Genomic DNA, 21,004 nt, shown 5'->3' with positions numbered 1-21,004 from the left:
GCGCGACGAAAGGCCAGCGATGACGGAGCGCCGGAACGACGCGGCGATACGCGCCGAAGGGCTCACCAAGAGTTTCGGTGACAAGCAAGCCCTGGCGGGTGTGGACCTTGAGGCGGCGCCCGGCACCGTGCTGGGAGTACTCGGCCCGAACGGAGCGGGCAAAACCACCACGGTGCGCGTGCTGTCCACGTTGCTCCGGCCGGACGGCGGGCAGGCCTGGGTGGCCGGGCACGACATATGCAAAGACCCCGAGAGCGTTCGGCGCAACCTCGGCCTCTCCGGCCAGTACGCGGCGGTCGACGAGAAACTGACCGGCCGCGAGAACCTCTACCTGGTCGCCCGTCTGTACGGGATGGGGCGCCACGCCGCTCGGCGCAGGGCGGGGCTGCTCCTCGAAACCTTCCGGCTCGAAGACGCCGCCGACCGGCCCAGCGGCACGTACTCCGGTGGAATGCGTCGGCGCCTCGACCTGGCGGGCGCGCTCGTCGCCCGCGCGCCGGTCGTCGTGCTGGACGAGCCGACCACGGGGCTCGACCCGCGCAGCCGGACCGACACCTGGGCCTCCATCCAGGAACTCGTCGACGGCGGTACGACGGTCCTGCTCACCACGCAGTACCTCGAGGAGGTCGATCAGCTGGCCGACACCATCGTCGTCATCGAGCACGGCAGTGTGGTCGCCCGGGGTTCGGCGTCCGAACTCAAGGGCCGGGTCGGCGGCGAGCGCCTGACACTGACCGTCGCCGAACCCCGAGCCCGCGCGGCGGCAGCCGAGATCCTGGGCGCCCTGGGCCCGCACGCGCCGACCCTGGATTCCCGTACGGGTCGCTTCACCGTCGCCACCGAACACGGCGCTCAGAGCCTCGAGTACGCCTTGGGATGCCTACGGTTGGCCAATATCGCCGTACGGGACGTGACACTCGCGCCGCCGACCCTCGACGACGTCTTCCTGTCCCTGACCGGACAGCCAGAGGCGTCCCGGAGGCCGGTGACCGCCGATGAGACCGTCGGCGCGCTCGCATCCGAGGCAGGGCGATGACGTCGGTGCGGCGGCTGGCCCGCGACTCATCCATCGTCGCCTGGCGCAACCTGCTGAACCTGCGCCGCACCCCGGGCTCGGTGATCGCCGCCTTGGTGCAACCGGTGATGTTCGTACTGCTGCTGGCGTACGTCTTCGGGGGCAGCCTCGGCGGGGCGGACTACCGGACCTTTCTCATGGGCGGGATCTTCGCACAGGCTGTCACCTTCAACTCGGCGTTCACCGCCCTGGGGCTGGCCAATGACATGGACAAGGGCATAGTCGACCGGTTCCGGTCGCTGCCCGTGCCCAGGATGGCCGTGCTGCTGGGACGCACAATGTCCGACCTGCTCATGAGCACCGTGACACTGGTCGTCACCACTCTGTGCGGCCTGCTGGTGGGGTGGCGCATCGGCGCGTCCGCCGGCGACGCGGTGCTCGCCTACCTCCTCATCCTGCTCTTCGCCTTCGCCATGTCATGGGTCGGCGCAGCAATCGGGCTGATAGCCCGCAGCGTGGAGGTGGCACAGAGCGCCGGCCTGCTATGGCTCTTCCCGGTGACCTTCGTGTCCTCGGCGTTCGTGTCGACACACACGATGCCGGGACCACTGCGGGCGGTGGCCGAGTGGAACCCGGTCTCGGCCACGGCGACAGCCGTCCGGGACCTCTTCGGCAACCCGGCACCCAGCGGTGTCCCGGTGAGCGACGCCTGGCCCGTCGTCCACGCCCTGCCATACGCCCTCGGCTGCGCGTGCTTGATCACGGGGGCCTTCATGCTGCTGGCGCTCACGCGCTTTCGCCGGGTGACCCTCGGGTGACACCACCCCGGCGGGAGCGCGCGAGCGGGAGCGGCGCGGCGGATCGGTCCCGCACACGCCGAAGGGGGAGCATAGAACCATGACCATCAACCCCAGCGCCTACGCCCACGTCCGTCTCACCGTGACGGACATCGGCCGCTCCCGCGCGTTCTACGACAAGGTCCTCGGGCTGCCGGTGGCGTTCCAACTGCCACCCGACGCCGATGAGAAGACTCGCGAGGAGCTTTCCTTCCTCTTCGGCGGCGTCATCTACCAGCTCGGGGACTCACTGTTCGGGCTGCGCCCGGTCTCCGAGGACCGTTTCGACGAGGACCGCACCGGCCTCGACCACCTCAGCTTCGCGGTCGGGGGCCGCGAGGAGCTGGAGTCGGCGGTGAGGGTGCTCGACGAGGAGGGCATCCCACACGAGGGCATCAAGGACATCGGCGTCGGGTCCATCCTGGAATTCCGTGACCCGGACAACATCGCTCTGGAGCTCTTCGCCCCGGCGTCCTGAGTTCGTCTTGAGGAGGACCTGCTTGGTGCCCTCTTTCAGCATGTAGCCGGGGTAGCTGTTCATACAGACGCAGTGCAGACGCGAGAGGGTCCCTCCCCTCGTGTGCGGCGAGCCGCCGGGGCAGGATCATCCAGCCCGATGGTCAGGTCAGGGGGATAAGTATGGTGATCTGCTTGCCGTGTGGTTGGGGGGTGATCGCCACGTGTCGGGCCAAGCCACAGATCAGTGGCCACCCGAACCCGCCGATCCGGCCCCGGTCCCGGTCTGCTGGGTCAACGGACACCGGCAGACGAGTGCTGGCGTCGGCAACGCTGAGGAAAAGCGCATCGCCGGTCACCAACATGTCGAAGGCGTTCAGCCCTCCGCCGTGCCGGATCGCGTTGGTGACGAGCTCCGAGGTCACCAGCAATGCTGCGCCCAGGACCTGCGCGTCGACTTCCTTGGCGTTCACGTCACCGAACGTCGAGGTGATCTGTTCTTGCACACGGGTGCGAGCGTCGGCAGCCGTGGTGGGCAGGCCCTCATCCGTGCCCAGTCGGGATGCTTCCGGCTGGGCAGTGTTGTCGTCCGTCATCGCATGGATCCCCTGTCCCCCGCACACCCGTCGCACAGCGCCAGGCATCCGTGCCGAGTGGCGCGTCGCGTTTCAGACGGCGCTCTGGTCGGGTGCGTCCTGGAGTAGGTGTGCAAAGTCCACGGCAGGAAACATCTCCGCGGCCAGACGCAGCAAGTGCTGGGCTTGAGCTGTCAGGCCTATCACGGTCGTCTGCCGAGGAAAAAGGTGATCCGGATCCTTCGGGTCGGCCAGGAGATGGAGGCCTGCGGCGTCCATGAAGCGGGCATCGTGCAGATCCCAGGTCAGGTGGGTCACGTGATGCGGCAGAGCGGCGGCTGCGGCGCGCAGGGCGGGCAGCGTGGCGTGGTCGATCTCTCCGTGCGGAGTGATTCGGGCTGCGGTGTCGATGACCGACGTGGTGATGCGCATGGCGGGCGGCCCCCTTCCGGGGGTGGTGAGCCCAAAGGCGAAAGCCCCGAAAAGGAGGAGCGGCCGACGATGGCGGGAACTGACTGCCCGGAAAGGGGGCGATGACCAGAACCCAAAGGCCGGCAAACCGAGTGCAGACCGGTCTCGTGTCAGCCCATCGTGGCACGGAAGGGCGTCCGGGGGCGTATCCGGTAAGGATGCTCGCAGCCTTCGATGCGAGCCGTGGCGGCCCAGATATGCGCAACCGGCGCGCTAGAACGGGCCTGGAGACTGATTCAAGTCCCGTACAACCACGTTGTGCGGACGCTTCAGCCGCGCAACCCAAGCCAGCTCGCCCACGAACGCTCAGCACCGCTCAAGCCCGGTCAGTGAGACCGCCTGGCGGCACTGCCCGCAAGTCGACTGCACGGGCGGTGGGCTGCGCATGGTCAGGGCTTGAGCACGACCTTGGTCCACCCGGCATCGCGGTCGTCGAAGTGGCGATAGGCATCGGCGGCCTCGGCCAGGGGCAGTTCGTGCGAGACGATGAAGGACGGCGCCGCCCTGCCGTGGTGGATGAGGTTACCGAGTCGGCGGTTGTACGCCTTCACGTTGGCCTGACCGGTGCCGATCCGCTGTCCCTTGAACCAGAACTGACCGAAGTCGAAGGGCAGCTTGCCCTCCTGGGTCAGCTGGGTGGGGGCGCCGTCGTCCTGCGGGAGGAAGACCCCGACGACGCCGATGGCGCCGGTGGCCTTCACCGAGGCGACGAGGTCGTTCATGGTCGCTTCGGGGCGTTCCACGCCCTGCGGATCGTGGGCCTGGTAGCCGACACACTCGCATCCCTTGTCGGCGCCTCCGTCGGTGAGGTCGAGGATCCGCTCGACATGGTCGCCCTGCGAATCGTCGACCGCGGTGGCGCCGGCTTCCTCTGCCAGTCGCAACCGGTCGCTCTGGCGGTCGACGACCAGGACCTGGCTCGCCCCGCGCAGGTACGCGGAGTACGCGGCCATCAGCCCTACCGGCCCCCCTCCGTAGACGACCACAGACTCTCCCGGTGAGACCGCTGCCAGTTCGGTGGCGTGGTAGCCCGTGGGGAAGATGTCCGCGAGCATGACGTAGTCGTTCTCCTTCTCCGCGGCATCCTCCGGCAGGACCAGACAGTTGAAGTCCGCCCAGGGGACGCGCAGGTATTCGGCCTGGCCGCCGGCGTACGTACCCATGGCGGCGAAACCGTAGGCCCCGCCAGGAGTGTCGGAGTCCACCGAGAGGCAGAAGCCGGTGAAGCCCCGCTCGCAGTTGGCGCAGAATCCGCAGCCGACGTTGAACGGAAGGCAGACACGGTCGCCGGCTTTCACCCGGTCCACCCCGTCACCGACCTCGACGACTTCTCCGAGGTTCTCGTGACCGAGGGTCCGGCCGGTCTCCATCGTGGTCCGGCCTTCGTACATGTGAAGGTCGGACCCGCAGATGTTGGTCGAGGTGACTTTGACGATCACGTCCGTGGGACGTTCGATCCTGGCATCAGGGACATCGACAACCGCGACATCCCGAGGTCCCTGGTACACGAGCGCTTTCACGCAGCTCACGGCCTTCCGGCAGGAGGCGCCACCCGGCCGGTGCAGCCCGGAGGCGGGGGAACCAAGCTCCCCCCTCCACCATGCGCGCCAAACGGCCCTCTCGCAGAACCGCCTGCCCGGGGCCTGGGACGCAGCACGTCGCACCACGCGGTCGGGCCAGCGCGTCGTTGTACAAGGGAGGCCGGGAAGCGCACCACACCGTTGGTCGCTCGATTGGTGGGGACGTAGCCGGCAGTGACGAGCCCGGAAAGCCGGGGCCTGTAGGCCGCAGGAACCGAGCCGAGCAAGCCAGAGAGTGGACGACGTCAGCCAGCTGATCCCACTCCTCCAGGCCGTGCCGTCCGTGCGGGGCAAGCGTGGCCGCCCCCGGCGCCGCCCGGATGTGGTGCTGGGTGACCGCGGCTACGACCACTACAAGTACCGCCGCCTGGTCTGGGACCTTGGCGTGAAGCCGGTGATCGCCCGGCCCGGCACCGAGCACGGCTCGGGAGTGGGCACCCAGCGCTGGGTAGTGGAGCGCGCATTCGCCCACCTGCACTGGTCCGCCGCCTGCGGATCCGCTGGGAGATCCGCGACGACATCCACGAAGCCTTCCTCATCCGCGGATGCGCACTCATCTGCTGGCGACGACTGCGCGCACTGGCGACCGATGCAGTGGGCCAGCTATCTGCCACTAGCTAGTCCTTCTGCAGGCTGCGGCTGACACCCGCGACGATGGCGGTCGTCAGCACCCAGCCCGATGCAAGCAGCGCATAGGCCAACCATTGAGGGCCGGGGGCCGTCCAGTACCAAGCAGTGCGCTGACCCAGACCACCAATGGGAATCAGGAGGTCGAGGGCATGGACGAGGGGCTGGAACGGAGCGCCTTCGCCCTGTTTCACCGGCGTCGGAGACTGTGTACGGAAGGCGAGGGTGCCCAGCAAGGTCAGCGCAAGGAACCAGATCCCGGCCAGCCAAGGACGGTAGCCGTAGCCGACGGTCGGATCGAGCAGGTGACCCCAGATACGCGCGGGCCAAGGCATGGCGCGGCGCCGGTGCCGCTGTTTGCCAGGAGGATCCGGCGGGCGTCGTCGTCGTGGCCGATCGTCCGGTACCAACTAGCCAATTGCTCGTACGGTTGCGGGCTGTAGCCCGGGCTGCGTCGAATCCAGGCCAAGCGGTAGTTCACGGAGTCGCGCCGCTCACCGGACTCCACCTTCTTGAGGGAGCCATAGACGAAGCCCTCCAACTGCACCACGGCCGGCCAGCTCCGCCCGCTGTCGTAGAGGTAAGACACCTGCGCCCCGCGCAGATCCACCGCACCGGTCGGTGGCCGGGCCAGGGTGAGATCGACATCGACGGCCTGCATGAGTCGGCAGAGCAAGGCCGGCGCATTACCGTCGGGCGACCCGTTCAGGGTTCCTCCTTCGAATCCCACGCGATCCGAGATCTGGGTACTCCTCAGCTTGACGGTCCCGTTCGCGGTGAATCCGTCGGAGAAGTCGAGCCGTGAGACCACGGCGTTATTCAGGGCGAGCGCCACTCCGTGCGGTCCTGGGTCGTGCAGGTGTGAGCCCCGCATGAACAGACCGCGCGGCAGCTGTGCTCCGACCAGCCGTATTTCTCCTCGCGCGACGAAACCGCGGTTGCAGTAGATACCTCCTCCCATGACCAGACCACCGGCGGCCATGGCCAATCCTCCGGGCGCACTGAGGTGAGCTCCGTTCAGGAGCATGCCGCCGGCAACCTTGGCGTCACTGAGTGACAGTGCGGTGCTGATGTTATTGAAGGGCGAGGAAGCCAAGCTCTCCACGACGGAGCGCCGCAGTCGAGGTTGCCCTCGATGTGTGCCGAATCGGCCTCGATGCCCGGCACTCTGCAGCCCGTCATCACGATGTTCTGGGCCGATGCTCCGAGCAGGTCCACCGCCGCCTCGAACCAGCACTCCTCGATCCACAGGGCATGTTCGATCTGCGCACCGGCCAGGCTGAGGTGCCCGGCTATCCGCGCCCCGGCGAGTTTGAGGCATGCAACGGCGCCCGGCTGCACAGTATTCGCGCCCAGTACGAGCGCCAGGATCACGGCTGCCCGGACCGTACGTTCGGCATCCCACTCTCCCCCTCTGGAGACGCGGTCGTCCTCCGGCGTCCCCACACGCAGATCCACGCGGCGCCCCTCAGGGAACGCGTCCCACAGCGCACGCTCGGCCGGCGTCAGGTCGTTGTATGAGATCACGCGGGCAGCGCAGCGACCATTCTTCGTGCTCCGCCCTGCCTCACCGTGCGGACCAAAAAAGATGCATTCCGTTAGGAGTTCTAAGAGCACCAGGACGTCAGCGAATTCCTGCGCCGTGGCCTGCTACCGGATGCCGAGCAGTTGCCCCCCGACGGGGAGGCGGGGCGGGCGGGGCTCACGCGTACGCGGATGCGCAGCTGGCAGCCTCAGCTCCGGATCCCGGGTCTTGGCACACTGCGCACGGTTCGATGTCCGGCTCAGACAGGGCCACCATGGCGTCCTCCGGGAGATCAGCCCCACCTGGTCCGGGTAGTGGGCCGGTGTTATTCGAGTTCGGGCTGATGGAGAGTGGCACATATCCACTCCGCGCGGGGGCACGAAGCCAGAGGATCAGCGGATGGTGTCGGCATGGGCGGGCCGTGCGACGAAGGGTGAACAGGTTGGCATGGAACGTGCGTCGGCTGGCTGTCGGGTGGTGGGCCGGGCGGGAGTGGGCCGGGGTCCGGCGGTCCGTCCATAACGCGTTCGAGGAGTCCGGGCCTGAACGCGACACTCTTGTGCAGTCCCTGAAAGCAGCGGCGTCGGCGATCGTCGCCTGGGCTCTGACCGGATGGTGGCTCGAAGCCCCGATGGCCCTTTTGGCCCCCTGGACGGCAGTCGCCCTGGTCAGTGGAACCGTCTACCAATCCCTGCGCACGGGCGCACAGCAGTTCGCCGTGATCGCCGTCGGCACCGTGTGGGCGTCGGCCGCTATGACCGTCACGCGGGACCAGACCATGGCCGCCATGCTGCTCACCCTGCCGTTCATGACGCTGCTCGGGAACTACCGCCGGTTCGGTAGTCAGGGAATCCTCGGGGCAACCACGGCCCTTTTCGTGATCACCTACGGATCATCCAGCACCTGGACCGTGGGCCATCGGCTGCTGGAAACTCTGATCGGCGCGATCGTGGGCATCTCGGTCAACGCCCTGGTTCTGCCGCCCGTGCATCTGCGCAGCGTCCGTGACCGTCTGCGCGGTCTCGCGCGGGACTCCGCGGACCTGCTCGACACCATGGCGGACGGTCTGCGGGAGGACGACGCGTTGCACCGGGCAGAGGACTGGCACGCCGAGGCGTCCCGTCTCATGCTGTCCCTCCAAAGCGTCACCGATGCCAGGAACTGGGCAACGGAAGGAGCGCGCTGGAACCCGGGCGGACGGTTGCGGCGGACGGGCCCCCCGCCCCCACCCTTCGCGGAAGACATTCGGTGGAGCCGGATCTGCACCCGCATCCTGACCATCGCACGTACCTTGAACGGAATCGATGACGAGGACACAGACCTCGCGGCGCCACCTTCCTGCTTCCTAGTCGCGCTGGCAGCTGTGCTGGAACAGGCGGCCTGCATCTGTGCCGAGGAGGCAGAACAGCCGGGCGCCTCCGCCGAAAGACGCTGCCGCGAGCAGGCATTCGAGAAGGCATGGGCTGCGCATCGCACTCTCGCCGACAACTTCCATCACCAGCAGGGCCCGGCCGCCCCCGTGGAAGGGGCGCTGTCGCTGGAGACGCGGCAGCTGCTCACGGACCTGGCTCCACGCCGCTGAGGATAAATGGCCTATGCCCTACCCCAGCAGTGCCTTGTTCTTGAAAGCATCCACATCAGATCGGTCGCCGAGATCGCCCAGGGCTCAGGTGCCCTCGTACGAATCGAGGGCAGGGAGGCCATTCACAGCAGTGCCCTGTGTCCTTTGCTTCTGCACGACTTTCACGCGGCGTCACTGGCGGGGTCCGTGGGATCCCGGCTGCGGCCTGAAGGTCCGTACACGGTCTTGCAGAGGGCATCGCGCTCTGGGCAGGCGCAGCCAGGGTCGAGGGACACCGATTCGCTCCACCCACGGGGGCTGGGCCGGGTTCTGTACATCTGCCAGTGCCGGCGGCTTCGCACGCATGGCAGGTGTAGAGGGCCGGTGGCGCATGCTGCTACGTCTGTAGCAGCGCCGACTGTCCGGCTCGCCAGCTTTTGAGCAGGTGGGAGGCGAGTCGGCTTTCCAGGTGCTCGGTGGCGTCGGCTCCGAAGGCGACTTCCGTATCGAGGTGTGGTTCCTCTTCGAGTAGTCCGCCGATCACTTCACGTCGTACGACTTGTTCGTGTACGGCGTCTGCCTCGACGTGCTCCGTGTAGAAGTGCTCGGCTGCGGGTCCGGCTCCGGTGCGGCGCATCGCTGCGGCGAGCCGGCGCGAGCCCGGCGAGGAGGTGATCTCCACGCAGGCGAAGTGGCCGACGAGCGCTCCACGCAGTGCTCGTTGCAAACCGAACAACGTCATCATGTTGACGACGGCGAGTGCGGGTGCCGGGGCCGCATCCACGTAGTGGCCGTAGCGTGTGTCGAGGTTCAGGTCTGCCATGAGTTGAGCAAAGAGGTGCGCGTGGATGTTCTCGGCGCGTCCTGCGCCGAATTCGTCGTATGCGATGGCGACCATGCCCGCTTTGGCCCGCCCGCGCAGTCGCGGGATGATCCAGGCGTGGGGGTCTGCCTCTTTGAGGTGATAGAGCGAGCGCAGGGCGGCGTATTCGCGGATCTGCCACAGCTGCCCCTCGTGCTCGAGATGGTGAGCCACGCTGTTTGTGTGGTCGGTGGACTCCACCAGCAGCTCCGTGAACGCCTCGTCGCTCGAGCGGCCCCCAGGGACGTCGGCGCGCATAGCATCAAGGAATCGCATTTCGAGTGCCCTGCGCAGGGGCATGAGGGCAGGGTCCCATTCGCGGTCCTCGGCGACGCCGGCGAAGCCGCGGTAGTGCAACTCGTACAGCACGTAGAGGGCAAGCTGCAGGTCCTCTCCGTAGGGGTCGGCAGTTGCTACGTCCCTCGCATCGGGCGCGTCCTGTTGAGGCGAGGGCAGGGCAGCCAACAGTCCTGCTGAGAGGGGCCCTCTGGGCGCTGGCAGGGCTGGAGGCGTGATGATGGGGTGGTCAGTGGTCGTCACTGTCGTACGTTTCCTTCGGGTTGCCGGAATGCCGGTCTTGGTCTTCGCGGCGAGCAGGTCCAGAGGACTTTGCGCGGCGGCGATGGCTGGTATCGCACCACGGATACATGCGGCTGCGGCGGCAGGTGCAGACGGCGACGACGAACCGGTCGGAGGTGGACACCGTGCCGTCCTCCTGCATGATCTCCACCGGCCCTTCGATGAGGATCGGACCGTTGCCGTCGACGGTCACACGCCTGGCGCGATCAGCTTCGTTCGGCACGGATGACCACCAGTTCTTCTGTGTCCTCGCCGGGGTGGAGCAGGCCCTGAGCACGTAGCCATGACAGCCGTCCGGTGATGACGGGTCCGAAGGGCACACGGGCCCGGTGTGCCACGGAGCTGCGCATACCGGTGGTGTCCAGCCGTCTGAGCGTTTCGTCGGCGCCGCAGAGTGCGGAGTGAACGATGAGGAGTACGCCATGCGGGTGAAGCACGTCGCGGGCATGGGCGCAGATGCGGTCCAGGGCCTGCCGTCCACTGTGTCCGGCGTCCCAGGCCACGGAGGATCTGTGCTTGCGCGAGTGGTGCGCGAGAGGTGTGGGGACGTAGGGCGGGTTGCTCACCACGAGGTGGAAGCGCTCTTCGGCGATCGGGCCCGTGAGATCGCCTTGCAGCACTCGGACGCGTTGGCCGGCACGGGCGGCGTTGAACCTGGCCGAGATCACTGCCCGCCGGGAGATGTCGGTCGCCGTCACCTGGGCGCCCATGCGCGCGGCCAGTACGGCGAGTGCGCCGCTTCCTGTGCAGACATCGAGGACGTCCGTACCCGCCGTTATCCCTTCGGCCTGGAGCGCCTGGGCAAGCAGGTGGGTGTCGGCCTGGGGAGCATAGACCCCGGGCAGCGTCCATAGCTTCCCGAGGTCGGCGGGCCGTGCGGCAGCGGTCGTCATCTGGAGCCTCCGTGAGGTACGAACAGGTGCAGGTCTTTGTCCGTCTCGCCAGGCGCGCGCCCACCTCATTCAGCGTGATTGTGCCTACAGTCCGCCGCTACCCGAGCGGATCTCACGCCTTCTGCCCTGCGCCTGCCCTCACATGCCGGAGTCTGCTGGTGACGGCTGCCAGACTCCAGCTGCACGAGGCAGCCGATACACCATGTGCGCGGCATTGCGCCCGACGGGGGAAGACGTAGTGTTGGATCTTTTTGCCGTTGGGTGCCCGTTCAGTCGGTGTCGACGTGGTGCACAGACACGCGAAGCGTGCCAATGATGCCGTCGGCGGGGATGAGCATCCCGCGGTCCGCAGGTGGTCCCCTACGACCTGGTCCAGTACCTCACCAGGGAGCCGGTGGCCGCGGCCTGACCGCGTCGCCACTCCCGGCCCTTCCGCTCACTGGTCGCGACCGGGGAACGACTGGCCGGCTTTGTTGTCGCCGTGCAAGCATGAGTCGGACGCGAGACCGGCTGGCACGCAAGTGCCGGCCTTTGGGTTCTGGGCGTTCCCCCCTCACGGGCACCCAGCCCTCGCCATCGTCGGTCGCCTCTTGCGAGAGGGCTTCGTCTTTGGGCTCACCACCCCGGAAGGGGGCAGCCCGCATGAACATCACGACCAGGATCGACGGCACCACCGCACGCATCACTCCGCACGGGGCATTCGATCACGACACCGCACCCGCACTGCGCATGATGCTTGCCGCACTTCCAGTGAGCGTGACCCGGGTCGCTTGGGACCTGCACGATGTTCCGTTCATGGACTCCGCCGCTCTGCATCTGATCACCGATCCGCCACCTGTGGACGCCCCTTCGCGTCGGATGGCGGTGACGGGCCTTAAATCCCAGGCCACAGAGCTCCTGCGCACGGCTGCGGAGCTCCTCCCCGAACTCAAGATGCCCAACCTGGCCGACCCGCGCGACGAGCGGCCCGATACCGGCCAGATCGCGGCGGACAAACCAATGGCATGACTGAGGTGGGCTTCAGGGAAGCGCGCTGACCATTTGCTTCCCGCTTGGCTGCCCTTTTCCTTAGCACTCACTGACAGTCTCGTGTTCTGCATCCTCGTACCTCCGTCAGCTAATCGGGGTCCTGGAGCGACTTCGACCAGCTGCCCGGGCTGGCCAGTTGGCAGCCGGTCCAGCGCGCGGAGGGGATCGGTGCGCATCAAGCGGGGAGATTCCAGGCCGCGGCCCTCCTTGTCCTACCTTGGCAGGCGGGGGCTGGGCCGGGCGGCGTCATGTGCCAACGCAGGTCGCGCCTCATTCAGCACCGCGCCTTGCTCACATAATCCGCTCCGGGGGCGACTGTGCGTTGTGCGTCGTTTAGTGGGATGCATACGGGAAAGGCGGTGGGCGTTCCCGCGTCCGGGGCAATCTCGGGCCCGACGCCCACCCAAGGGAGCGAGGAGTACGTCATGCCTGCTGGATCCAGTAAGAAGCGCGAGCGGCAGTACGAGCACATCAAAGAGGGCCAGGAGGAGCGGGGCGCCTCGGAGGGTCGCGCGAAGGAGATCGCGGCCAGGACCGTCAACAAGCAACGCGCCCGGTCCGGCGAGTCGAGAACGGCGAGCAGCACGTCGACCCAGGACACGAAGTCCGCCTATGAACGTGGTGGCGAACGCTCCCACAAGGGTGCACAGGGCCCGACGCGGGACCAGCTCTACGCGGAGGCGAGGAAGAAGGACATCGACGGGCGGTCCTCTATGAACAAGGAACAGCTCCGTAAGGCCCTTGGACGCTGACGCTCACAGGAGCGCCGGCGTCGGCCGCCTGCAAAAGCCCAGCACATGTGCGCCGAGGGACACGGCGGCGGTATTCACCACCCGGATCCGCCGCACCGGCGGGGCGGGTCCAGAGACACAAGGTCTGACGGCCAGGGAAAGCGGGAGAGCATGGCAAGAGCGGCGATCTTCGATGTTGACGGCACTCTCACCGATACGAATCACCTTCACGTGGTGTCCTGGTGGGAGGCTTTTCGGCAGGCGGGGCACACCGTGCCGATGCCGGACATCCACCGGGCGGTGGGCCTCGGCTCCGGGGATCTGATCGAGCGGCTGCTGGGACCCGACCGTGACCCAGGGCAGGATGCGGCCATCAGCTCCGCGCACACGGTGCTCTACGCGACGTACTTCGACCGCCTCCCGGCCTTCCGGGGCGCGGGTGATCTGCTGCGCACCCTGGACCGGCAGGGCTGGCGGGTGGTCCTGGCCACCTCGGCGAGCGGGGCGGAGCTGGCGGCGCTGCGGCGGGCGGTGGACGCGGATGACGCGATCCGGGCCACGGCCAGTTCGGACGACGTCGACCGGGGCAAGCCGTCCCCGGAGCCGGTGGAGCTGGCCTGCCGGCTGGCGGGTGTGGGCCCGGGGCAGGCGGTGTTCGTGGGTGACACGGTGTGGGACATGGAAGCGGCGTCCCGCGCGGGGGTGCGTGCGGTGGGCCTGCTCTCGGGCGGTATCCCGCGTGCCGACCTGGAGCGGGCGGGAGCGGAAGCGGTCTACAGGGACGTCGCCGGTCTGCTCGACGGGCTCGGCGACAGCCTTTTCGGTCCGGGCCCCGCCTGACGGACGGGTCTCGGACCTCGCGTCGGGCACAGGTGGCCCGGGACTCATCCGGGCGCTCTGCGCAGCAGGCCTGTGCCGGAGCCGTCCCTCGGCCTGCCGCTTCCAAGGCGTTGGCGTCTGGTCCCGTGGCTCGCCGTTTCACCCCTTGGTCGTTATGTAGCGATATGAGGGGGTACCCCTGTGCGGACGAAATGGCTACGACACGCACGAAAAGAGGATCACATGCAGGTGGGATACAAGCTGGCGGCGGAGGCGTTCGGCCCGTCAGAACTGGTCAGGCAGGCCGTGCTCGCCGAGGAGGCGGGATTCGACTTCGTGGAGATCAGCGACCACTACCACCCCTGGCTGGACAACCAGGGTCACTCGCCCTTCGCCTGGACGGTGCTGGGAAGCATCGCGGCGAAGACATCGCGCATCGGTCTGGCAACCGGGGTCACCTGCCCCACCGTGCGCTACCACCCCGCCATCATCGCTCAGGCGGCCGCGACGCTCGCCCTCCTCTCGGACGGCCGCTTCGTCCTGGGTGTCGGCTCGGGAGAGCGGCTGAACGAACACGTCGTCGGTCCTGGATTTCCCGACGTGGTCCAGCCCCGGCACGAAATGCTCACGGAGGCGCTGGAGATCATCCGGCTGCTGTGGGGCGGGGGTTACCGGTCCTACCAGGGCAAGCATCTGCAGGTGCAGGACGCCCGGGTCTTCGACCTGCCCGACGAGCTGCCTCTGATCGCGGTGGCCGCCAGCGGCCCCATGTCGACGCGCATCGCCGCTGAACTGGGCGACGGCCTGTTCGCGACGGAAGCCAAGCCGAGCATCGTCCAGCACTACCGTGACGCCGGTGGAACGGGCCCGTGCTACGGCGAGGTGCCGATGGCCTGGGCGCCCGACGCGCACACTGCCGCGCGCGCCGCTCTCGAGACGTCGCGATGGGCGCTGACTGGTTGGAAGGTGATGAGCGAACTGCCCAATCCGGTCAACTTCGAGGCAGCGACCACCACCGTGCGCGAGGAGGACGTTCTGGAGAAGTTCGCCTGCGGAGCGGACCCCGAGCGCTACGTCGAGGTCGCCCAGAGCTACGTCGACGCGGGATTCGACCGGCTGGTCATGCAGAACGCGGGCCCCGACCCCGATGGCTTCATCGACTTCTACCAGCGCGAACTCGACGGGCGCATCCGGCAGCTCGAACCGGACAGCGCGCAGGCCTGAGGGCTGCGAGCCGGTCCGGCCATCGCAAGATCCACTCGGCCGAACCTCCCCCTCTGCTCCGGTTCCGTCTGCATCGTGGCCAGAGCTGCGGAACAGCCCTTGTCTTCGACCGAACCGTGCGGCCCCATGTGGGTTGTGTGCTCACGACCACGGTCAAAAGGCGACACCGTCCGCTGAGGTGATCAGGGCTCCCATATTGCGTTCCATCATGTGCAGCGCTGAGCCGGCGAGGTCGCTGTGGATGTGTGCCACCGCGTCTCTGGGGACGGTGACGCGCAGATGGCGGATATGTGCGTCCAGCACGCAGGCGCCGGCGCCTCTACTCCACCATGGTCGCCAGGCCCACTCGCTGCGGGGATCACCTAGCTCTGGGTGTCGGGCGTGGGGCCGGCTCCCGTTCGCACGCCGTGCTCCACGTCGGGGCGAGGCCTACCGGATTCTTTCGCGTACTGGGCGACAGCCTTCTGCATTTCGCGTTGCAGATCGCGCCAAGCCCGCCACGCTGTCTCCTGAGCCACGGCCTGCGCTGGGGTCAAGGACTCGGCCGAAGGTGAACCGAACCGTCTTCGCAGCTCATTTACATGACCGTGGGCCTCATCCACCGCACGTTGCTTCTCGATCAACTCTTCCAAGGTGTATCCCACAGCGCCAGACACTAGCTGTTGCACACGAGCCTGGAGCGCTCATGACGAAGGGCAGCGAACGCGGCGCACCACGCCGGCTCAGAGACCTGCAGGTCGGCATTCGCTACGTTGGGCGCTGTTGGCCTCAGCGAGCAGACCCCAGCCTGCAGTTCCACCAGCCGGTCTCAGCGTGCCACCTGCCTTGCTGTAAGCGTCGGGTCGAACGAGGACGCATGTCAGTCCTGGGCAAGGAGGCCGGCCCGCAGTTTCGTCAGGGTGCGGGTGATGAGGCGTGAGACGTGCATCTGGGAGAGGCCCAGGTGCTCGCCGATCTGGGCTTGGGTCATCTCCTGGCCGAAGCGCATCTGCACGATGGCGTACTCCCGCTCGTCGAGGGATTTGAGCAAGGGGGCCAGGGCATGGAGGTTTTCGACGAGTTCCATTCATGCATGCAGACTCACTGCAGAAGCCTCTCCGGCACCGTTCGGAGCGAAAATTCCATGAGACACAACAACGCGAGCCACAACAGCTCGTGAGGGAGCAACAGGACGGATCAGGACGTACGCCAGCGGTGGATGGGGAGAGTGCTGGTTGCCGGGCCCTGCGTCCGCCAGCCGTGCTCAGCAGGTGCCACCGACCGGTTTTGCTCCGGTTCGACTGAGGAAGTCGGTGAGTGCACGGACGAGTTGTTCGGGCTGGTCCTCGGGGATCAGGGTGGAGGAGTCGGCGATCTCGACCAGCTGGCTCTGTGAGAAAAGCTCGGCCAGCCGGGGGCCGTGCTCACGCGGCATCAACCGGTCCTCTGTCGCCCAGACGACCAGTACCGGGCGGTCGAAGTTGCGAAGCCGGTCGCTCCAGGCAAGCAAGGTCTTACGTCCGGGCGCTCCGGTGGCGAACTTGGCGAAGTCCCTGCGGATGGCCCTGCTGCGGGTGGCGGGAGCAAACCAGTCGTCCATGATGTCGTCGGGGATGCCTCGCAGGCTCATCCCGCCGTAACCGCCCCGGGCATGGCGGACGGCGGGCAGGCGCATGAGCCTCGTCAGGAGCCAGACGCCGCCGGGAACTCTGCACACATGCGCAAGGGTCTTGGCCGGCCCAGGAGGGAAGTTGTCGAAGGCTTCGCAGGCCACCAGTGCCAGGCGTGCGATGCGCTGGTCCTGCCCTTCCGAGACCAGGAACTGGCCGCCACCCCAGTCATTGAGTACGAGCGTCACGTGGTCCAGGCCGAGCCTCTCGATGAACTCGCCCAGGAGCCGGGCGACACCTCGCTGGGAGAGGTCGGCATCCAGGTTCATGGGTTGACGGTGACCGCCCAGAGGCAGCGTGGGCAGGACGCAGCGGTATCCGTGCAGCAGGGGCACCACTTTGCGCCACTGGGTCTCGTTCATCGGCGCACCGTGGCCGAACACCAGCACAGGCCCTTCGCCGCCGGTGTCCTGATAGTCGATCGGTCCGGACGACAACTCGATACGTGGCATCCTCAACCCTCTGTTTGATAGATCGTTCTACTGCTATCTTGGACGGGAAAGGGGTGGAAGGCAATGGGGCAGTCGGACACGCGAGCCAGGATCCAGGGCGCCGCCACGGTGCTGTTCCGCCGGCACGGTTATGCGGCCACCGGCCTGAAGCGGATCGCGACAGAGGCGGACGCGCCGTTCGGTTCCATCTACCACTTCTTCCCCGGCGGCAAGCAGCAGCTTGCCGGGCACGTGATCCGTGCGGCCGGGGCCGAGTACGGCCGCGTGGTCATGGGCCTCCTCGACAGTGCGCCGGAGCCGGTGGAATCCCTCGTGCACGCCTTCGGGGCCGCGGCGGACGACCTTGCAGCGGCTGACTATGCCGACGCGTGCCCGATCGGGACGGTAGCTCTGGAGGTCGCGAGCAGCAATGAGGAGCTGCGGACCGCGACGGAGGAGGTCTTCGAGGAATGGATCGGCTTGGCGACGAGCTGGTTCAGCCGCTGGGTGGCCGAACCGGAGACGGCACGGTCCCTCGCGTACTCGATGGTCATGATGCTGGAGGGCGCTTTCATGCTCAGCCGCTCGGCCCGTTCGCCTGAACCTCTCAGGGTGGCCGGCCGATCGATGGCCGCGCTGATGCGCGCAGCCGTCGCTCAGACCGGCAAGTAGTGCCGACTGCAAGGCGTCGAGCTCCTGGGTCAGCGGCAATATCTTCGCCGCGCCTCCAGAACAGGCAGCAAATCTTGCGCCTCGACGGTCAGGGTCTGTCCGTCAGTGCGCCGGGGAACGGCCACAGCGCCTCCGCCGTCGGGGCATTCGCACCGTGGTGGCGCTGGCCAGCGGCGGGACAGCTCTCGGACAGGATCGAGTCCAGGGTGTCAAGGGAGGACGGAGCCCTCCGACGGGCATGAAGGCGTCTGCGAGGTAAAGCTGGTATCCATGACAGCTCCCACTGCATCGACGACGCAGGACCGCGGCACACCCCAGGACTCGGCCGAACGATTCAGTCGCTGGGTAAGCGGCGGCGCCGCCGACGCTCTGCCACTGCCGGGCTCCGGGGCGACGCTGCAGCGCTTTCGGACACTGCACGACCTCGGTCGCACGGACCTGTCCTTGGCGCGTCTGGCGGAGGGACACGCAGACGCCGTAGCGATCCTGAAGGAGCTGGAAGCGCCGGCGCCTTGCCCCGGTGAACGCTGGGGTGTGTGGGCGGCTCAGCCCCCCGGCGTGGCGCTTGGTGCCCGCTACGGCGAGGTACACACCGGTCACCGGGACCTGGCCGGCCGTGGGCACGGCCGGAAGTGACTCACCCGACGCGCGTTTCACCGGGGTGCCTGCCCTGCCGGTGGGCGAGGTGGACGCCTATCTGCGCCGCCCGGGCTTCTTGCACGGCGGCGTAGGAGTCGCCGCGTGCTGGCTCGGTGGTGCTCGGGGCGTGGCCGACGCGCTGATGGAGGCCGCGCGTCGCCGAGAACCGGATCAGTTGACGGCCGCACACCTGGGCGCCGTCGACGCGGCTCTTCACAGCGCCATGTGCGCGCTGGTCGCGGCGGCCGACGCCATCGACGCCGCCCCGCTGGACGGCGGAGAGCGCGCGGTCGTACGGACGGCGCGCGTACGGGCGGTGGTGGCCGACGTATGCGCGCGCGTCCTCGACGAGGTCGGCCGGGCCCTGGGCGCCGGGCCGCTGTGTCACGACCCGGAACACGCGCAACGCGTCGCCGATCTCACCGTGTACATCCGTCAGCACCACGCCGAGCGCGATCTCGCTTACCTGGGCACCCTGCTGCTCTCTGCGGCTGGAGGAGCGGAGGCTGCCCAGTGGGACCGGTGAACGGCTCTTCTGGCCCCCTCACTGGCCAGTCGCGTACGGTCCGCGAGAAGGCCGCGGAGGCCATCGACTCAGAGGGCACGAGCGAGGACGTCTGGAGCGCGTGGGAGGGGTGGCACCGTTGGCCCGAAGCGCCGTTGCCCGACGGGCCTGTGGTCGTTCTGGCTGCCCACCCCGACGACGAGGTCCTCGGATTCGGCGGAACGGCGGCGCGTCTGGCCTCGTCGGGTCGCGAGGTCCACGTCGTCACCGTGACCGACGGAGAGGCGTCGCACCCGGCAAGCCGTTTGATGCCGCCCCCGGCGCTGGCGCGCAGACGCCGGGAGGAGTTGTCCGAGGCCCTGGACCTCCTGGGCGTGGACAGGCGCCGCCGTCACCGGCTCGGCCTGCCGGACACCGAGGTCGCAATCCACGAGACGGCCGTGACCCAGTGGGTCGGGGAGCTGCTGCGCACGAGCGGAGCAACGCTGTGCGTGACGCCGTGGAGCGGTGATCTGCACGCCGATCACGAAGCGGTCGGCAGAGCAGGCCACGCTGCCGCCCGCGCCGACGCGATCGCCCTGTGGCAGTACCCCGTGTGGATGTGGCACTGGGCGGTGCCCGGCAGTCCCCGGGTGCCTTGGCACCTCTGTCGCAGGCTGCCCCTCGCACCGGCCGAGCTGGCACTCAAGACGTCGGCCCTGCGCTGCTTCCGGACTCAGATCGCCCCGCTGGCCGACGATCCCACCGTGATCCTTCCGCCGGAGGAACTTGCGCATCACCAGCGGTCCTTCGAGACCGTGATCGTAGAAACGGGCTCACGTTGAACACCTCCACCTCCGACTCGTACTTCACGCGGATGTACGCCGACACCGCCGACCCCTGGAATCTGGCGGGCCGCTGGTACGAGCAGCGGAAGTACGCGCTCACCTTGGCCGCGCTTCCTCGACCGCGCTACCGCAGAGCCTTCGAGCCCGGTTGCTCGGTAGGCGTCCTGACCCGTCTCCTGGCGGATCGCTGCGACCGCGTCCTGGCCACCGACCGCGTGCCCCGCGCCGTGGCCGCAGCGGCAGAACGCAACCGCGACCTGCCCCACGTCGAGGTCCAGCACATGACCATTCCCGAGGCGTGGCCGTCAGGGACCTTCGACCTGGTGGTCCTCTCCGAACTGCTCTACTACTTCGACGACGCACAACTGGCGCGTGCCATGCGCAGGACAGCGGAGTCGCTGGAGCCCGGTGGCACGCTGGTGACCGTGCACTGGGACCACCCCGTGCCCGAACACCGCCACACCGGCTCCGCGCTCACACCGCTGCTCCATGCGGAGGCGGGGCTCGTGGCGGGGCCGGGCTTCCACGACCCCGACTTCGTCCTGCACACCTTCACGCGGCCGCTGCCAGACGGCTCACTGCCCCGGTCCGTCGCGGAGACCGAGGGCCTGGTATGAGGAACACCGTGGAGGCGCTCGTCGTCGCCGTACCCGCTCACAACGAGGCGGCCACCCTGCCGGCCGCGCTGCGCTCGCTCCGGCGCGCTCTGCTGGAGTCGCGGAACGCGGGGGCGCTGACCGTCCGGCTGGTGGTAGCGGCCGACTCATGCACCGACACCACCTCCCTCGACGCCGAACGCTGGGGCGCGGACGTCGTACAGGTCGGGCACCGGATGGCAGGAGCGGCGCGGGCCGCAGCCGTTGCCAAAGGGCTACGCTCCTGCGGGGTCCGTCCTGAGGCCACGTGGGTCGTGACGACGGACGCCGACTGCGTGGTGCGTCCCTCCTGGCTCGCCCACCAGTTGGACTGCGCCAACCGGGGATGGCACTGCGTGCTGGGCACCGTCCGCATCTCTGCCGATCCTCCCCTCGCGGAGTCCGTGCGGGCCCTGCACGATGCCCACTACTTCTTTGACCGCACCGGCCCCGACTGGAGCCACCCCCACATCCACGGAGCCAACCTCGGCATCCGGGGAGACATCTACCTGCGGGCCGGCGGATTTCCCGCAGTGCCGCACGGCGAGGACCGCGCGCTCGTCGACGCCCTGCCCGCCGGGACACGCATCCTGCGTACCGATGCCTGCCCGGTCACGACCTCAGGGCGTACGACACCACGCGCACCCCACGGCTTCGGAACATTCCTCGGGCATCTCGCCGTCAGGGGCCGCCCCGCGTCGACGGGCGAGAGCCCAGGGTCCCGTACGGCTTCGCACGGCAACGGCCCTGGTCGCCGCTGACGTGCCATGGGCATCCGCCGTATCCGACGGCGAGTTCTCCTCGCAGACACTGCTGCCCCTGGTGGGCCGGACGAGCAGCAGGCCGCCTCGGCCGCGCGTCCG

Annotated in this window: 22 protein-coding genes and 4 pseudogenes; 14 read left to right on the top strand and 12 right to left on the bottom strand. The window is 68.1% G+C overall.

The genetic code is table 11. The features are described from left to right. Positions 1-19 precede the first annotated feature (19 nt). The 3 genes from ACFC51_RS20455 to ACFC51_RS20445 all read left to right on the top strand — a co-directional run bounded on the left by ACFC51_RS20455 (position 20) and on the right by ACFC51_RS20445 (position 2,329). Entirely contained in the window at positions 20-1,036 is a 1,017-nt protein-coding gene (locus tag ACFC51_RS20455; RefSeq protein WP_376530010.1) for an ATP-binding cassette domain-containing protein, read from the top strand. After that, positions 1,033-1,833: an ABC transporter permease gene (locus tag ACFC51_RS20450; protein WP_376530008.1), complete on the top strand. Its 801-nt coding sequence runs from the start codon at positions 1,033-1,035 to the stop codon at positions 1,831-1,833. The genes ACFC51_RS20455 and ACFC51_RS20450 overlap by 4 nt, the downstream gene beginning before the upstream one ends. Positions 1,834-1,912: 79 nt before the next feature. Beyond that, a complete protein-coding gene (locus tag ACFC51_RS20445) occupies positions 1,913-2,329 on the top strand; it encodes a VOC family protein (protein WP_376530007.1) in 417 nt (138 codons plus the stop codon). Positions 2,330-2,471: 142 nt separating this feature from the next. Here the strand turns inward: ACFC51_RS20445 and ACFC51_RS20440 are convergent, their stop codons facing one another. The 3 genes from ACFC51_RS20440 to ACFC51_RS20430 form a co-directional block, all read right to left on the bottom strand. Further along, positions 2,472-2,903, bottom strand: a complete 432-nt coding sequence (locus ACFC51_RS20440; RefSeq protein WP_376530005.1) for an ATP-binding protein — start codon at positions 2,901-2,903, stop codon at positions 2,472-2,474. A gap of 72 nt (positions 2,904-2,975) precedes the next feature. Next, on the bottom strand, positions 2,976-3,314 hold the full coding sequence (locus ACFC51_RS20435; protein ID WP_376376679.1) for a hypothetical protein: 339 nt from the start codon (positions 3,312-3,314) through the stop codon (positions 2,976-2,978). A 428-nt stretch (positions 3,315-3,742) separates the two neighbouring features. After that, complete coding sequence (locus ACFC51_RS20430; RefSeq protein ID WP_376376681.1) at positions 3,743-4,873, bottom strand: glutathione-independent formaldehyde dehydrogenase; 1,131 nt, start codon at positions 4,871-4,873, stop codon at positions 3,743-3,745. 298 nt (positions 4,874-5,171) lie between these two features. Here ACFC51_RS20430 and ACFC51_RS20425 point away from each other — a divergent pair. Continuing rightward, a pseudogene (locus ACFC51_RS20425) lies at positions 5,172-5,554 on the top strand (transposase); the annotation flags it as partial. On the opposite strand, the gene ACFC51_RS20420 reads toward ACFC51_RS20425, so the two are convergent. The 3 genes from ACFC51_RS20420 to ACFC51_RS20410 are packed head-to-tail and all read right to left on the bottom strand — an operon-like array spanning position 5,551 to position 7,087. Continuing rightward, a complete protein-coding gene (locus ACFC51_RS20420) occupies positions 5,551-5,796 on the bottom strand; it encodes a hypothetical protein (RefSeq protein WP_376530003.1) in 246 nt (81 codons plus the stop codon). The pseudogene ACFC51_RS20425 and the gene ACFC51_RS20420 sit on opposite strands and share 4 nt — an antisense overlap. 2 nt (positions 5,797-5,798) lie before the next feature. Further along, the gene (locus tag ACFC51_RS20415) at positions 5,799-6,542 is read right to left on the bottom strand and encodes a hypothetical protein (RefSeq protein WP_376376685.1); all 744 of its coding nucleotides are present in this window, start codon (positions 6,540-6,542) and stop codon (positions 5,799-5,801) included. Between the two features lie 35 nt (positions 6,543-6,577). Further along, positions 6,578-7,087, bottom strand: coding sequence for a hypothetical protein (locus tag ACFC51_RS20410; protein ID WP_376376687.1), 510 nt, complete (start codon positions 7,085-7,087; stop codon positions 6,578-6,580). 440 nt (positions 7,088-7,527) lie between these two features. Between ACFC51_RS20410 and ACFC51_RS20405 the strand changes: the two genes are divergently transcribed. After that, on the top strand, positions 7,528-8,667 hold the full coding sequence (locus ACFC51_RS20405) for an FUSC family protein (RefSeq protein ID WP_376376689.1): 1,140 nt from the start codon (positions 7,528-7,530) through the stop codon (positions 8,665-8,667). 376 nt (positions 8,668-9,043) lie between these two features. On the opposite strand, the gene ACFC51_RS20400 is transcribed toward ACFC51_RS20405, so the two are convergent. Genes ACFC51_RS20400 through ACFC51_RS20390 form a run of 3 tightly spaced genes read right to left on the bottom strand, consistent with a single transcriptional unit; the run spans position 9,044 to position 10,980 of the window. After that, positions 9,044-10,048 (bottom strand): iron-containing redox enzyme family protein, encoded by a 1,005-nt coding sequence (locus tag ACFC51_RS20400; RefSeq protein ID WP_376376691.1) that lies wholly within the window; start codon positions 10,046-10,048, stop codon positions 9,044-9,046. Then, a complete protein-coding gene (locus ACFC51_RS20395) occupies positions 10,035-10,310 on the bottom strand; it encodes a CDGSH iron-sulfur domain-containing protein (RefSeq protein ID WP_376376693.1) in 276 nt (91 codons plus the stop codon). The genes ACFC51_RS20400 and ACFC51_RS20395 overlap by 14 nt, the downstream gene beginning before the upstream one ends. Next, a complete protein-coding gene (locus ACFC51_RS20390; protein WP_376530001.1) occupies positions 10,294-10,980 on the bottom strand; it encodes a HemK2/MTQ2 family protein methyltransferase in 687 nt (228 codons plus the stop codon). The genes ACFC51_RS20395 and ACFC51_RS20390 overlap by 17 nt, the downstream gene beginning before the upstream one ends. A 642-nt stretch (positions 10,981-11,622) precedes the next feature. Between ACFC51_RS20390 and ACFC51_RS20385 the strand changes: the two genes are divergently transcribed. The 4 genes from ACFC51_RS20385 to ACFC51_RS20370 all read left to right on the top strand — a co-directional run bounded on the left by ACFC51_RS20385 (position 11,623) and on the right by ACFC51_RS20370 (position 14,783). Next, positions 11,623-11,988 carry an STAS domain-containing protein gene (locus tag ACFC51_RS20385; protein WP_376529999.1) on the top strand — a complete coding sequence of 122 codons (366 nt, stop codon included), beginning with the start codon at positions 11,623-11,625 and terminating at the stop codon, positions 11,986-11,988. Between the two features lie 446 nt (positions 11,989-12,434). Beyond that, complete coding sequence (locus ACFC51_RS20380; RefSeq protein ID WP_376376698.1) at positions 12,435-12,761, top strand: plasmid stabilization protein; 327 nt, start codon at positions 12,435-12,437, stop codon at positions 12,759-12,761. A 150-nt stretch (positions 12,762-12,911) separates the two neighbouring features. Next, positions 12,912-13,580 carry an HAD family hydrolase gene (locus tag ACFC51_RS20375; protein WP_376376700.1) on the top strand — a complete coding sequence of 223 codons (669 nt, stop codon included), beginning with the start codon at positions 12,912-12,914 and terminating at the stop codon, positions 13,578-13,580. A 222-nt stretch (positions 13,581-13,802) separates the two neighbouring features. Further along, entirely contained in the window at positions 13,803-14,783 is a 981-nt protein-coding gene (locus ACFC51_RS20370) for a TIGR03557 family F420-dependent LLM class oxidoreductase (protein ID WP_376376702.1), read from the top strand. A 153-nt stretch (positions 14,784-14,936) separates the two neighbouring features. On the opposite strand, the pseudogene ACFC51_RS20365 reads toward ACFC51_RS20370, so the two are convergent. From ACFC51_RS20365 to ACFC51_RS20355, 3 genes and pseudogenes are all read right to left on the bottom strand, one after another. Next, positions 14,937-15,083: pseudogene (locus ACFC51_RS20365) on the bottom strand (cysteine hydrolase); the annotation flags it as partial. A gap of 559 nt (positions 15,084-15,642) precedes the next feature. Continuing rightward, a pseudogene (locus tag ACFC51_RS20360) lies at positions 15,643-15,849 on the bottom strand (sigma-70 family RNA polymerase sigma factor); the annotation flags it as partial. Between the two features lie 177 nt (positions 15,850-16,026). Continuing rightward, entirely contained in the window at positions 16,027-16,884 is an 858-nt protein-coding gene (locus ACFC51_RS20355; RefSeq protein ID WP_376376704.1) for an alpha/beta fold hydrolase, read from the bottom strand. Between the two features lie 63 nt (positions 16,885-16,947). Between ACFC51_RS20355 and ACFC51_RS20350 the strand changes: the two genes are divergently transcribed. The 5 genes and pseudogenes from ACFC51_RS20350 (at position 16,948) to ACFC51_RS20330 (ending at position 20,902) form a co-directional block, all read left to right on the top strand. After that, the gene (locus tag ACFC51_RS20350) at positions 16,948-17,535 is read left to right on the top strand and encodes a TetR/AcrR family transcriptional regulator (RefSeq protein ID WP_376376706.1); all 588 of its coding nucleotides are present in this window, start codon (positions 16,948-16,950) and stop codon (positions 17,533-17,535) included. Between the two features lie 270 nt (positions 17,536-17,805). After that, positions 17,806-18,700: pseudogene (locus tag ACFC51_RS20345) on the top strand (acyl-CoA dehydrogenase). Then, positions 18,697-19,503, top strand: a complete 807-nt coding sequence (locus ACFC51_RS20340) for a PIG-L deacetylase family protein (protein WP_376529997.1) — start codon at positions 18,697-18,699, stop codon at positions 19,501-19,503. Before ACFC51_RS20345 ends, ACFC51_RS20340 begins: the two are co-directional and overlap by 4 nt. After that, the gene (locus tag ACFC51_RS20335; protein WP_376529995.1) at positions 19,500-20,123 is read left to right on the top strand and encodes a class I SAM-dependent DNA methyltransferase; all 624 of its coding nucleotides are present in this window, start codon (positions 19,500-19,502) and stop codon (positions 20,121-20,123) included. The genes ACFC51_RS20340 and ACFC51_RS20335 overlap by 4 nt, the downstream gene beginning before the upstream one ends. After that, on the top strand, positions 20,120-20,902 hold the full coding sequence (locus ACFC51_RS20330; protein WP_376529993.1) for a glycosyltransferase: 783 nt from the start codon (positions 20,120-20,122) through the stop codon (positions 20,900-20,902). The genes ACFC51_RS20335 and ACFC51_RS20330 overlap by 4 nt, the downstream gene beginning before the upstream one ends. The last annotated feature ends 102 nt before the right edge of the window (positions 20,903-21,004 follow it).

The sequence above is a fragment of the Streptomyces sp. NPDC055962 genome, assembly GCF_042270185.1.
Lineage (GTDB): Bacteria > Actinomycetota > Actinomycetes > Streptomycetales > Streptomycetaceae > Streptomyces.
The sequence above is the reverse complement of the archived record's forward strand: the minus strand, read 5'-3'. Positions and strand labels throughout refer to the sequence as shown.